Here is a 12,975-nt window from a genome sequence, read left to right as displayed (position 1 = left end):
GGGATTTTCATAAACAGGGCTAATACCCAAGAGTGAAAAGGCTCCAGCGCATGTTAATCTCCACATAAAATGTGACATGAATCAGGAAGTTTTAACCTTAAGTGATGCGAAAGCATCGATGTAAATAGGGCTATATGCCACGTCATTTCTGGCTAATTTTATGAAAAGATATTTATTGTCGGTACGAAATAAAGAACATTTTTGAATTCCTTACATTCCTGGCTATTGCACAACTGAATTTAAGGCTCTATTATTACCTCAACAAACCACCCCAATATAAGTTTGAGATTACTACAATGAGCGAAGCACTTAAAATTCTGAACAACATCCGTACTCTTCGTGCGCAGGCAAGAGAATGTACACTTGAAACGCTGGAAGAAATGCTGGAAAAATTAGAAGTTGTCGTTAACGAACGTCGCGAAGAAGAAAGCGCAGCTGCTGCTGAAGTTGAAGAGCGTACTCGTAAACTGCAGCAATATCGTGAAATGCTGATCGCTGACGGTATTGACCCGAACGAACTGCTGAATAGCATTGCTGCTGTTAAATCTGGCACAAAAGCTAAACGCGCACAGCGTCCGGCTAAATATAGCTACGTTGACGAAAACGGCGAAACCAAAACCTGGACTGGCCAGGGCCGTACTCCAGCTGTAATCAAAAAAGCAATGGATGAGCAAGGTAAATCCCTCGACGATTTCCTGATCAAGCAATAATCTTTTCTTGATTCTGTTTGCTTAAAATCCCGCCATTGGCGGGATTTTTTATTGTCCGTTTTAAGACTCTCTGATAAGAATACGCTATAAAAAAACGGCATTGATCACTCAATGCCGTTTCGTAGAAAACATCGTGATAGATGTTACTTCTTAATGCCTATCTCTTCTTCAAGCCAGGCTTTAAATTCAGTACCCAGAGTGTTGTGGCGAATACCGTATTCAACGAAGGCCTGCATGTAACCTAATTTATTACCGCAGTCATGGCTCTTCCCTTTCATATGATAGGCTTCAACCGTTTCTTTTTCGATTAGCATATCAATCGCGTCGGTGAGCTGAATTTCATCACCTGCTCCCGGAGGGGTTTTTGCCAGCAGCGGCCAAATATCAGCACTGAGAACATAACGGCCGACAATAGCAAGATTCGACGGCGCTACATCTGCTCTCGGTTTTTCTACCACACCGACCATCGGTACACTTTCGCCAGGCGCTAAATCCACACCTTTGCAATCCACAACACCATATGCCGTCACATCAGCAACAGGCTCCACCATTATCTGGCTGTGGCCAGTTTCATCAAAGCGACGAATCATCTCTGCAAGGTTATCCTGCGATAAATCGGATTCATATTCATCCAGAATAACGTCAGGCAAAATAACAGCCACAGGTTCATCACCAACTACCGGATGGGCACACAATACTGCGTGTCCCAAACCTTTCGCCAGTCCCTGACGAACTTGCATAATAGTCACGTGTGGTGGACAAATGGACTGCACTTCATCAAGCAACTGGCGTTTTACACGTTTTTCCAGCATTGCTTCCAGTTCAAAACTGGTATCGAAATGGTTTTCAATAGAGTTTTTAGATGAGTGAGTGACCAGCACAATTTCAGTAATGCCAGCCGCAATACATTCATTCACGACGTATTGAATTAATGGCTTATCGACAAGCGGCAGCATCTCTTTCGGGATAGCTTTCGTCGCCGGCAACATCCTGGTTCCTAATCCCGCAACGGGGATAACGGCTTTTTTGACTTTCGTATTAATGGCAGCCATTTAAATTCTCCTGGACTGTTCGTGTATTGAACGTGTTCATATTTCTGTGTCGCATCCCAGTATATCAGTACCCTGACGAGGCCTGGTTCTGAAAAGGAGGCGAGTTAACATAATTAAGACAATTACTTAAACGAATGGCGACGATAGTACCACCAGCCGACACCAGCGCGTAATGCAATTTTATCCCATATAATCGTTTGCTCATTCCGCAGACAACATCAAGCGCAGTCTTCCACCTGTTCCCCAAATTTGACATTGCCAGGCATCACATCGCTGGCTCAATTGATTCAAATAGGCGTTGCCTAATGTTCCTAACGGAACGCCATTACTGATTTGAATCTGGTGTTCACCAGCATTTAACGTTGCATTCAGACCAGCGGAAACCAAAATGAGATTTTTTAATTCACGATGATAATAGCCGACTAATAGCGGGAACTGACCAGGCAGATTGGCCTGCCGCAGTAAATGATTTACCTGCTTCAATAACGCACCCAACTCTGGCAAACGCTGATTTTGGTGGGCAATCTGTTCCTGTAATAACCCATTAAACAGCGCACGTAATAACAAGGCGGCAAGGACACCATTATGTCCGGCGCGAGTTACATCGAGACAATAAAAAGCCAGATCGTTTTCCGAAAGAGCTGCAATATCAAGCACCAGCCCCGGTTTATCAACGGCCACCAGTTGGCGATAATTAACCCGGCAATGGGAAATCACCTGCTGAACCGGAGGTTGTAATTCTTGCAATAATTTAGCAGCCGCGGTGGGATTATCCACCATCGCATCCCAGTCGCGAAAAAGCCGTTCTTCTTCCTCTACACGCGAATTAAACATGCTGGGATAGAGACACGCAAAAACCATCTCGCGCAGACGGTTGAGATCTTTAACTGGTTTTAACAAAACATCTTCCACGCCCAGACGTAACGCTTTCGCGATATCTGCCATGTTTTCCGTAGCGGAAATCACCAGGACAGGTGTTTGGTCACCCCGGTTGCGAATATGTTCCAATAGTTTCAGGCCGTTCATTCTCGGCATTGCAATATCACATATCATTAGATCGGGTGTGAAACCGCCCAGTAGCTCAAGGGCATCCACCCCATCAGCTGCCAGTACCGTTGTCGCTCCCAATGAGGAAAACCACGAATCCAGAAGCGAGCGAAATACCGCCTCATCTTCAACTATGAGAATCTGTTTTCCGACCAATGGCTGCGTCATGTTCTCTCCCCTGACTGGCTTTATTCAATAGTGGCATGCTATTGCCATCAGTGCCTGTCAGAATTAACTTAAGTGTAGATAAAAAATCAGGTCAAAACGTTAGTTCGAACTAGCGGTAAAAGCTCATCCATTTTCTTCTCAACCGCCAATTGTCCTGCCGAAATGGCAGCCTGCGCACGATGAAAATCGAGCGTGGAAATCTGTGGGCAAACGGGTTGAATCAGAATATCAGGCGGGTCCCCTGCCATACGGTTTCTTTTAAGGCGGTTTTCCAATACCTGAATAGAGGTAGTCATAATCTCTGTTGCTGTCGGTGCCGTGACGCCTCGACGCGCAGTAATACTACTTAGCCGCTCTTTCAGCCGCGCATGCCAGGGTAGATCATCTTCACTCTCGCCATTTTCAGCACTGACATTAAATGAAAGAAGATCTTGCTGCATTAAGTGAGCGTCGTGCTGGAGATCAACCGCAATTACGATATCTGCGCCCAACGCACGAGTCAGAGAGATAGGAATGGGATTAACGACTGCGCCATCAACAAGCCAGTAGCCGTTATGCGCGACCGGTGCCATCAAGCCAGGAATACTGCAGGATGCACGAATAGCGAGATGGAGATCACCTTCGGTAAACCATAATTCGCGCCCTGTGCTTAGATTGGTGGCGACTGCAGCGAAGCGGCGTGAACAATTCTCGATTTCTGTTTCTGGCATTATTTCACGATACCGATTGAACACACGCTCGCCGCGCAGCAGCCCACCGCGCTGCCAGGAGAGGTCCATCAGTCGTAAAACATCCCAATAGCTAAAAGAGGTAACCCACTCTTCCAGCGCAGATAATCGATCACAGGCATAGGCTGCGCCTACCAGCGAACCAATTGAACATCCTGCGACGATATCAATTTCAATGCCCATTTTTTTAAGCGCGTTAATGACGCCAATATGCGACCATCCTCGTGCAGCACCGGATCCCAGTGCCAGCCCTATTTTTACTTTTCTCATTGTTCCTGAAAGCGTCCCCTGGAATGCAGCCGTAGCCACATCGCTACCGCTCGGTTAACATAGTGCTACTCCGGCGGTTAAAACGCCGTTATTGTTTCCAGGGAGATTATTTGTGTCTAAGCTTTGTCCCTGTGGTAGTGCTGTCGAGTATAGCCTATGTTGCCACCCTTATGTGTCTGGTGAAAAGGTTGCACCAGATCCCGAACGTCTTATGCGTTCGCGTTACTGCGCTTTTGTGATGCACGACGCAGATTATTTAATTAAAACCTGGCATCCATCCTGTGGCGCCTCGGTGTTACGTGCTGAATTAATTGCCGGATTTGCACATACCGAATGGTTAGGTTTGACCGTATTTGAACGTTCATATCATGAAGGTGACGACGTAGGTTATGTCAGTTTTGTCGCTCGTTTTACTGAGAAGGGTAAATCCGGGGCGATTATTGAGCGTTCGCGATTTTTGAAAGAAAACGGTCAATGGTACTATATTGATGGTACACGTCCGCAGTTTGGTCGCAACGATCCCTGCCCTTGTGGTTCAGGTAAAAAATTTAAAAAGTGCTGCGGCCAATAAAGGTTGACGGTACGGTTTAGCAAACACTCTCAACAAGGTTTTTCCAGCAATGCATTCACTCCAACGTAAAGTTCTGCGTACTATTTGCCCGGATCAAAAAGGTCTGATCGCGCGTATTACTAATATTTGCTACAAGCACGAGTTAAATATCGTGCAGAACAATGAATTTGTTGACCACCGTACCGGGCGCTTTTTTATGCGCACGGAACTGGAGGGTATTTTTAATGATTCCACCCTGTTGGCGGATCTCGATAGCGCTTTGCCAGAAGGTTCGGTGCGTGAACTGAATCCCGCAGGTCGCCGCCGCATAGTCATTCTGGTGACCAAAGAAGCGCATTGCCTGGGCGATTTGCTGATGAAAGCCAACTACGGTGGACTGGATGTTGAAATCGCTGCGGTTATTGGTAACCACGAGACTTTACGTTCTCTGGTGGAACGTTTTGATATTCCGTTTGAATTGGTGAGCCATGAAGGGTTAAGCCGCAACGAGCACGATCAGAAGATGGCGGATGCCATTGAAGCGCATCAACCTGATTATGTGGTGCTGGCGAAATATATGCGCGTGCTGACGCCGGAGTTCGTGGCGCGCTTCCCGAACAAAATTATCAACATTCACCATTCATTCCTGCCAGCGTTTATCGGCGCACGTCCCTATCATCAGGCTTATGAACGCGGCGTGAAGATTATTGGCGCAACAGCACACTATGTAAATGACAATCTGGATGAAGGTCCAATCATCATGCAGGATGTCATTCATGTGGATCACACCTACACTGCCGAAGACATGATGCGTGCAGGTCGTGATGTTGAGAAAAACGTATTAAGCCGCGCGCTTTACCAGGTTTTGGCACAGCGTGTATTTGTTTACGGTAACCGGACGATTATTCTTTAATCGCTGGCAAAATAGAACTGGTTGGCTTTAATCCGTTGCGGATGAAAATTACGCAACCAGTTCATTTTTCTCAACGTAACCCTTTACAGCGGCGTGTCATTTGATATGATGCGCCCCGCTTCCCAGTGAGGGAGCAGGCCAGTAAAAAGCATTACCCCGTGGTGGGGTTCCCGAGCGGCCAAAGGGAGCAGACTGTAAATCTGCCGTCATCGACTTCGAAGGTTCGAATCCTTCCCCCACCACCATCTCAAGCATTACCTACAATATGAATTACCCCTGGTGGGGTTCCCGAGCGGCCAAAGGGAGCAGACTGTAAATCTGCCGTCATCGACTTCGAAGGTTCGAATCCTTCCCCCACCACCATCACTTCCTGATAAAACTCATTTCAAACTTATATATCGTTTCATATTCTGCCCATGCGGGGAAGGATGAGAAGCTTCGACCAAGGTTCGACTCGAGCGTCAGCGAGAGAGCGTTGCCGCAGGCAACGACCCGCAGGGCGAAGCGCGTAGCGCTGAGTAATCCTTCCTCCACCTCCATCACTTGATTCCACTCTCACTCTGACGGCTTCTCCCCCATTCGCCGTAAAAACTGCTGCTGTAGCCTCAGCAAATCCGCTAACGTCAACAACTGATAATCCAGACCTTGCTGGCTGGCAATTTGCGCGATAATGCGGCTTAACGCTGGATAATGGCGATGATGCCAGTGAGGAAAAAGATGATGGGTAAGATGCAAATTAATTCCGCCCAGCCAGTAGCCAAGCCATGCAGGTTGCGGCGTCCAGTCAAAGGTAGTGGCGAAGGTATGCGCCAGCCTGCCCACGACCATTTTGCCCTCTTCTGGCGGTAACTGCGTATGCCCCTTCGCCCAGTGCGTTCCGATAATCAACATCACAAAGATCAGTGACGCCAGCAACTGGTTGAGCAGATAAGTCAGCACGATGGTCATAAAACCAAACTCAGACAGCAGCCAGGGAAGTATCAGACACAGCGCGCAATGCGCCAGTTTCCCGGCTAAGAAATACCCCCAACCAGCAAACCCCCGCAGGGCCAGATGTCGCGTGACCGGCGTAAACCCTGCGCGATCGAGCCAGTCCACTACCCAGATATACCAGGGAAAGGTGAGCGCCGCGACCAGCGGCCAGTAGCAATGTTGGTGGCGCATAAAAGGTCGCCACTGCTGCCACGGAGTCTGGCGAAGAATGCCATTTTCTGCGGTGTCCGGATCGTAAAATTCAATATTGGTAAAGCCGTGATGAAAGCGAACGTGGCGTACTCGCCAACAGTCCGGATCAAGCCCCATAGGAATTGCAACCCACCGGTTAAGCCACGCATTGGCCTTTTTACCGCGCAAAAACGCATCATGCGACGCGTCATGCACCACATTAACCGCTAACAGCATGGCGCAAAACATCATCGTCAGATACCACAACAGATACAGCCCCCACTGGCTTTGAGACAACGCCAGTGAATAGCAGGATAAACAGGCAATAATCAGTGCCGCCATTTTGGTGAATGCCCAGCCGTCGGCATAACGATGATCGCCTGCTTTTGCGAGGTACGATTTCGTACCATTCTGCAACTGTTTCACCAGGTGCGGATCATCGGCAGGAAAAGTGATTAACCTGTCGGGCTTAAACAGGTTCATAGCGTTTCCTTAACGATTTACGTCCCACACCGGACACAAATAACAGGCAATGGGCCAGCAAAATGCCCGCTAATCCCTTCCACAGCAGAGTGCTCCATGAGCAAATATAAAGAATAAAATAGAGTAGTGACAACGTCACAGAACACCACAAAATCATACCCCAACGCTGCCCGTCGCTTATGCCCCCCAGCGCAACGGAGCCTGCCACCAGCAGAACAAATAATACGGCTTGCTCACTGGTCATAAACTCGATGCCATAGCCATATTGTTGAATGTAGCCAAGCACCAACATAAACAGCAGGATCACCCCTGCCCCCACTGCCCACGCGGAACTTTGGTAGCGACGTTCAATCGCTTTGCCAAATGAGCGAAAGCCCATTAAGCGTAAAAATGGCAGGTTACTCTCGCGCATCGGGTTACAGGACAAGCGACTATTTTTTACGCCATAGGCCACGTCATGATCCGGCCCGGCGCTATAAGAACCGAAAATTTTATCCCACAACAGAAAGGTGCCGCCGTAATTGGTATCGGCATATTGCTTTTCATTCAGATGATGGACGCGATGATGCGAAGGCGTGATCAGCACTTTTTCCAGCCAACCGAGTTTCGGCGTTAGCGCGTTATGGTTAAAAAATTGCCAACTGTAGTGAATAATAGAAACTGCCAAAAAGACCTGCAACGGCACACCAAGCAGCGCCAGCAGCATAAAAAACGGGATTGAGGTTAACGAGGAGTACCACGAGTTACGCACGCCTAATGACAGGTTGTAGTGTTCACCCTGATGATGCACCACATGAACCGCCCACAGCGGGCGCATTTCGTGATGCCAGCGATGCAGCCAGTAAAAGCCAAAATCCCACGCAAGGATAGTAAACAGCCATAGCAGGATCACCGGTGCATTATCAAACAGCCCAAGGCTGAAGTGATTGACCACCTGGCCATAGCAGAGCACTTCCAGGCAGCGAAATAACCACAGCATCATATGACCGGAGTTGATATTAAAAATAACGTCCAGCCATTCCACTTTTTGCCGCCCGGTGAATTGCAACACGCCCGCTTCGGCTAACACCAACAGCACCATCAATATGATGGGAAACAGTAAATCACTCATATTGCGTCTTCCTTTTCTCGCATATTGCGCATATCCAACCGCAAATCGACGCCAGCAACGCGCCGCCTACTAAATCGATAAATAAATGTCTGCGTAATTGCAGAATCGAAAAGGCGATCGCTATCGCCCAGGCAACACTCATCAGCGTCAGCCAACGGTTCCCCTTTTTGGCAATCGCCCATACCGCCAACAGCGTGAGCGCCGCATGTAAAGAGGGAAAACAGTTCTGACTTGAGTCAATGGCGATCAGCCCGTTTAATGCACCCGTTGAGATCCCCGACTGCACAAACGGGGGATATTGCATAGTCGTGGGCCAGAGAAGATAAAACAAGCCAGCTACAAGTGCCGAAAGTTGCATTGCGCGGGCCAGCCAGCGCAGGTGGCAAAGTGGTGTGGATAAATAACCTAACGGCACAATTAAAAAAAACGAGAGATACAGCCACACGGCAGAGGGTGAAAACGCAATCAGATTATCAATTACTGACGGCGTTAATTGATATCCCTGACCTTGCAGGTAGTCGCTAAAGTTATAGATAACCCCAACGGTTCCCCAGCCCAGCAGCATCTGTTTCAGGCGTAGTAGTAGATTGCTCATTCCCGCCCCCACTCACGCACAATTCGCCGCCGCTTGGCTGTAAAAGCAACTGGCACTGGTTGCGACTCAAGGAACCATATCAAGTGCTCCACTGCGATATTCTGGCGCATAAACAAGGCACTCAACGCTTCCCGGCACTGCCCCAGCATCCCCGGTTCGCAATCTGCTATTAGCGTTAGCTGTGCTGGCCCGGTTTGTAGCAGGCGATAATCAGCAGTTAACGGCAGCGTCATCGCCAGCACCCGACTACATGCATCGGCAAATACGGTCTGCATATCGCCAGATCTTGTCGGCAGTTGCAGTTGATCGTCCTGCCGCCCTTCGATACGCGCAATCGCCATTGCCGCACTGCCACAAGGGCATGGCTGTTCACTTGCCACCAGCACATCATCAAGTCGATAACGCACCACCGGCTGCGTGGTGCGGGTAAAGTCTGTGACGATCGGCACGAAACGGTGCTCATCCAGCCATTGCGGTTCAATGTGAACAAATTCTTCGTTGAGATGTAACGTGCCACACCGGCAGGTAGAGGCGAGAAAGCCTTCTGTCGCCTGATAAATCTCGCCCACATTGTTGAACACGCTTCGCAGTAATTCCCGATCCTGCGACTCCAGAACTTCCGCTACCGAGATCACTTTTTTGACCTTTAGCGTTAGCTCTCCGGCAATCACCGCCAGCGCCAGTGCGCGTAATACCTGAGCTGGCGCGACAATAATCGTCGGCGCTCGCTGTTCCAGTTGTTTGAGTTGCGCCTGAAATGGCGCCAGCAGATCGTAAAAGTCGAGACTTAACCAGCGGTTATTCACGCTTTGATAGAGGTTGTTGTCCGCGCGCAAAAACAGTGCCACCCGCTCTCTGGCAAATAAACCGTCGGGTAACACTTTTGCCAGCACACCGGCGGCCCAAATCTGTTGCTCGTGCGGGCTAACAACAAAAAGCCCACGACGCCCGGATGTACCTGATGAAAGCCCGACGCTGAACTTGCCAACGCAGGGTTTGAAATCACGACTCTGCTCACTGCGCATTGCACAGGCGAGAAGCTCGTCGCGCTTTAAACCCGCGGTATTCATCTCATCGAAGTGCGTCATCATTAACACTTTGTCCATCAACGGCCACTGGTTAAAGGGCAAGGCCAGATAACGCTGAAACCACGGGCTTTTAGATAAGACATTTTGCCGGAACTGATGCAGCCTTTTTGCCTGCCAGTATTCCAGCGCCTGGCGATCGGTGAAATGCAGCCTGCGGGTACGGAAGTAGCGCCAGAGTAAAGCCAGCGGGATCATAAATCCCCCTCGTGGCACAAACGAATGTCCACTGCGCCGTTTTGCCAAAGCTGATGTAATTGCCCAAGCGTGCGGTAGTAGGCGCGGCTGTCGGACATCACCAGATGCGCCAGTGGTGAAGGCCCGCGCAGTTCGCGGTAGTTTGCGGGTGCCCAAGCGGCATCGCCAGCCAGTAAAGTCCAGCCATTGTCGGTCAACACAAATGCGCCAATATGTCCGGCAGCATGACCCGCAAGCGGCACGAGGATAATTTCGCCATTGCTTTCTGGCAGCAAATAGCCACTCTCAAACGGTGCCAGTTCAGGAGGCATATTCACCAATGCGAAACTTTCAATAAAACGCAGTGAGGATTCAAAATTCTCCGGGATCAGCCCTGGCACAAAGGCCTGACGCAATGCGGCTATGCCACGCAGCGTTCTTACCTGCTGCCAACCTTCACCAGAACAGATACAGGCGACATCAGGGAAATCGCGCAGGCCAGCAATATGATCGGCGTGAAAATGCGACAGAATAATCGCATCAACATCTTTTGCCGCCAGTCCGTGTGCGGAAAGTTGCCGCACCAGCGCCTGTTGTGGATCGAAATAAACCGGCGTGACCTGGCGATAAAGACGAAATACGCCGGATTGCGTGTAGTGTTCGAACCACGATGAATAGCCGGTGTCCCACAGCCAGCGTTTCTCGCCCACTTCCAGCAGCCAGGCGCGGGCGGGGAATTTACACACTTTCAGCCCCGCCCCTTTTAGCGCAATGCAGCCAATATGGGTACACCAGCCCGTTTCAAATACGGTTATTTTTGCCATGTTCCCTCAGCCATTGTCCCGTGATTGCAATACCTTGCTCCATCGAAAAGCGCGGGTGATATCCCAACTCTGTAATGGCCTTTTGCGCACTCAGCGTCATATCAAAACAGAGTGTTCCGGCGCTGTAACGTGTGATAACAGGTTCCAGATTAACGCATTTCCCGTACAGCTCCAGGCCGCGCGCGACCAGAGAAAGCAGCGGCCAGGGAACGGCTGCAATGCGGTAATTTAAGCCCAGTTGCTGGCGCAGTAAGGCGTCAAGCATTACAGATAGCTGCTGCGGCTGGTGATTACTGATGTTGTAAATACTGCCAGAGCGTAATCCTTCAACCTGCGTTGCCAGTTGCATGGCATACACCACGTTTTGCACGAACGTGAGATCCAATAACGCTTCACCACCGCGTGGCAAACGTAAGCTGCCGCCCCCCTGTTGCAGTTGCTGCATCAGACGAGGAACAATCACCTGATCATGAGGACCAAACAAACCACGGGGACGCAAAAGAATAAACCTCGTGGCAGGATATTGCGCTACTGCCCCGGCAATAGCCTGCTCAGCGGCATATTTACTGCTGGCATAATGGCTGGAAAATGTTCGCGCAAGATAAGTTTCTTGCAGGTCATAGTGATGTTGAAAATCAAAGTAAACTGCAGGCGTGGAGATATGGATAAACCGGGGAATGTTCAGCCTGCCTGCCGCCTGTGCCAAAGTGTAGGTCGCTTTGACATTGGCAAGCCAGAATGCCGTTTTGTCTCCCCAGGGCGAAGACTTTGCCGCACAGTGCCAGACGGCATCGCAGCCTTCCATCAACCGGGCGCAGTCATCATCAGTTGCCTCGGTTAAATCGAGAGCCACAAACTGTGCACCTGCGCTTGCGAGAACTTTGCCAACCACTCGATTTCGCCCTGTTGCCACAACCGAAACACCCGATCGCAACAAATATTGCACAGCATTTCGCCCCAGGCCGCTGGTCGCCCCCGTCACGAGAATTTTCACGGTAAAAGCACCATGCCTGCCAGCGTTAATCCCGCCGCCGTGCCAATCAACATTGCAGGTTTATTCGCAGCAAAACGACCACTAATCATCGCTTCATGCAGCGCCGTGGGTATAGACGCAGCGACCTGATTACCGTAGAAACGGTAGACATCAATAAGCGCAGATTCCGGCACTCGCAGCCGTTTACGCATATGTTCAAGGGAAAGATGACTGGCCTGATGCGGAACGACCGTACCGATATCAGCCAGTTGCAGACCGCTTTTTTGCAGTAAGCGCGAAAAATAATCTTCAATAAGCGAAGAGGCAAAACGAAACAGCGGTTTCCCCTGCATATGAAAAAGGAAGTCGCTATCACTGACGCCTGAACGAGGATTACACCGCGTGCCGCCAGCGCGAATTTCACACAGCTCGTTACCTTCGGGATACATTTCGATCAGGCTGGCGATAATCCCGCTGCGACCATCGCCCCGCTCGACAATCGCACACGCCGCGCCATCACCAAAAATGAGTGACGACTCTTCATGATCCCAGTCGATACCACGTGAAGCAATATCTGCCGAGACGATGGCAATGCGCCGATATGCTCCACAGTTTAATAATCCGGCAGCAACTTCCAGAGCGGAAATAAAGCTGACACAGCTACTGTTGATATCAAATCCGGCAACGCCTGCGGGCATAGCAGCGGCTTTAAGAATATGAATTGCGCTACAGGGTAATGCCTGTACGGCAATGGCTGACGCACAAATTAACAGATCAATATCAGAAGGTTTTAAGGCAGCCGATGCTAACGCATTATGCAAAGCCTCTGCCGCCAGTTCGGCCTGGCTGGCGTCGTTGCTGGCAAAATAGCGCCAGCAAATGCCGGAACGTCGCTCAACGTAGCCCGCAGGTTTATTTAACTGAACATCCAGTTGTTGAGAGTTAACTGAACATCCAGTTGTTGAGAGGTAATTTTATCAGGGGGTAAGGCGATCCCCGTGGCGATTATTTTTAATGCCGCAGAGATCGTCGATTGATTAGGTTGATCCACGGTCAGTGCTCCTTCACTGCTCCATAGGTGGGCCAATCATATCGATGAGGTTCGTTTCTCTACAATCTGAAATA

12 protein-coding genes, 2 tRNA genes, 1 other RNA gene and 1 pseudogene are annotated in these 12,975 nt (G+C 49.8%); 6 read left to right on the top strand and 10 right to left on the bottom strand.

Annotated elements, in window-relative coordinates:
* Positions 1–296: 296 nt before the first annotated feature.
* Positions 297–710, top strand: a complete 414-nt coding sequence (gene hns, locus D9736_RS18570) for a histone-like nucleoid-structuring protein H-NS (protein ID WP_105289150.1) — start codon at positions 297–299, stop codon at positions 708–710.
* Between the two features lie 143 nt (positions 711–853).
* Here hns and galU read toward each other — a convergent pair whose 3' ends face one another.
* The 3 genes from galU to rssA all read right to left on the bottom strand — a co-directional run bounded on the left by galU (position 854) and on the right by rssA (position 3,975).
* Complete coding sequence (gene galU, locus D9736_RS18565) at positions 854–1,762, bottom strand: UTP--glucose-1-phosphate uridylyltransferase GalU (protein ID WP_130258915.1); 909 nt, start codon at positions 1,760–1,762, stop codon at positions 854–856.
* A 201-nt stretch (positions 1,763–1,963) separates the two neighbouring features.
* Positions 1,964–2,977, bottom strand: coding sequence for a two-component system response regulator RssB (gene rssB, locus D9736_RS18560; protein ID WP_130216020.1), 1,014 nt, complete (start codon positions 2,975–2,977; stop codon positions 1,964–1,966).
* Between the two features lie 86 nt (positions 2,978–3,063).
* Positions 3,064–3,975 carry a patatin-like phospholipase RssA gene (rssA, locus tag D9736_RS18555; RefSeq protein WP_130216018.1) on the bottom strand — a complete coding sequence of 304 codons (912 nt, stop codon included), beginning with the start codon at positions 3,973–3,975 and terminating at the stop codon, positions 3,064–3,066.
* Positions 3,976–4,087: 112 nt separating this feature from the next.
* On the opposite strand from rssA, the gene D9736_RS18550 reads away from it, so the two are divergent.
* The 5 genes from D9736_RS18550 (at position 4,088) to D9736_RS18530 (ending at position 5,977) form a co-directional block, all read left to right on the top strand.
* The gene (locus D9736_RS18550) at positions 4,088–4,546 is read left to right on the top strand and encodes a YchJ family protein (RefSeq protein WP_130208902.1); all 459 of its coding nucleotides are present in this window, start codon (positions 4,088–4,090) and stop codon (positions 4,544–4,546) included.
* A gap of 49 nt (positions 4,547–4,595) precedes the next feature.
* Positions 4,596–5,438: a formyltetrahydrofolate deformylase gene (gene purU, locus D9736_RS18545; protein ID WP_130208904.1), complete on the top strand. Its 843-nt coding sequence runs from the start codon at positions 4,596–4,598 to the stop codon at positions 5,436–5,438.
* Between the two features lie 160 nt (positions 5,439–5,598).
* A tRNA-Tyr gene (locus tag D9736_RS18540) sits at positions 5,599–5,683 on the top strand.
* Positions 5,684–5,716: 33 nt separating this feature from the next.
* Positions 5,717–5,801 (top strand) — tRNA-Tyr (locus tag D9736_RS18535).
* A 44-nt stretch (positions 5,802–5,845) separates the two neighbouring features.
* Positions 5,846–5,977, top strand: a non-coding RNA gene (locus D9736_RS18530) — RtT sRNA.
* 16 nt (positions 5,978–5,993) lie between these two features.
* Here the strand turns inward: D9736_RS18530 and D9736_RS18525 are convergent.
* From D9736_RS18525 to D9736_RS18495, 7 genes and pseudogenes are all read right to left on the bottom strand, one after another.
* The gene (locus D9736_RS18525; protein ID WP_130258914.1) at positions 5,994–7,085 is read right to left on the bottom strand and encodes an acyl-CoA desaturase; all 1,092 of its coding nucleotides are present in this window, start codon (positions 7,083–7,085) and stop codon (positions 5,994–5,996) included.
* Positions 7,072–8,196: a sterol desaturase family protein gene (locus tag D9736_RS18520; RefSeq protein WP_130258913.1), complete on the bottom strand. Its 1,125-nt coding sequence runs from the start codon at positions 8,194–8,196 to the stop codon at positions 7,072–7,074. The genes D9736_RS18525 and D9736_RS18520 overlap by 14 nt, the downstream gene beginning before the upstream one ends.
* The gene (locus D9736_RS18515; RefSeq protein ID WP_130216012.1) at positions 8,189–8,791 is read right to left on the bottom strand and encodes a phosphatase PAP2 family protein; all 603 of its coding nucleotides are present in this window, start codon (positions 8,789–8,791) and stop codon (positions 8,189–8,191) included. Before D9736_RS18515 ends, D9736_RS18520 begins: the two co-directional genes overlap by 8 nt.
* A complete protein-coding gene (locus D9736_RS18510) occupies positions 8,788–10,074 on the bottom strand; it encodes a F390 synthetase-related protein (RefSeq protein ID WP_130258912.1) in 1,287 nt (428 codons plus the stop codon). Before D9736_RS18510 ends, D9736_RS18515 begins: the two co-directional genes overlap by 4 nt.
* Positions 10,071–10,877 (bottom strand): MBL fold metallo-hydrolase, encoded by an 807-nt coding sequence (locus D9736_RS18505; protein WP_130258911.1) that lies wholly within the window; start codon positions 10,875–10,877, stop codon positions 10,071–10,073. The genes D9736_RS18510 and D9736_RS18505 overlap by 4 nt, the downstream gene beginning before the upstream one ends.
* On the bottom strand, positions 10,855–11,871 hold the full coding sequence (locus D9736_RS18500; protein ID WP_130258910.1) for an NAD(P)-dependent oxidoreductase: 1,017 nt from the start codon (positions 11,869–11,871) through the stop codon (positions 10,855–10,857). The genes D9736_RS18505 and D9736_RS18500 overlap by 23 nt, the downstream gene beginning before the upstream one ends.
* A pseudogene (locus D9736_RS18495) lies at positions 11,868–12,901 on the bottom strand (3-oxoacyl-[acyl-carrier-protein] synthase III C-terminal domain-containing protein). Before D9736_RS18495 ends, D9736_RS18500 begins: the two are co-directional and overlap by 4 nt.
* Positions 12,902–12,975: the final 74 nt, after the last annotated feature.

It is taken from the genome of Escherichia sp. E10V10 (assembly GCF_004211985.1).
Classification (GTDB): Bacteria; Pseudomonadota; Gammaproteobacteria; order Enterobacterales; family Enterobacteriaceae; genus Escherichia.
This window is presented reverse-complemented; position numbering and strand designations above follow the sequence as displayed.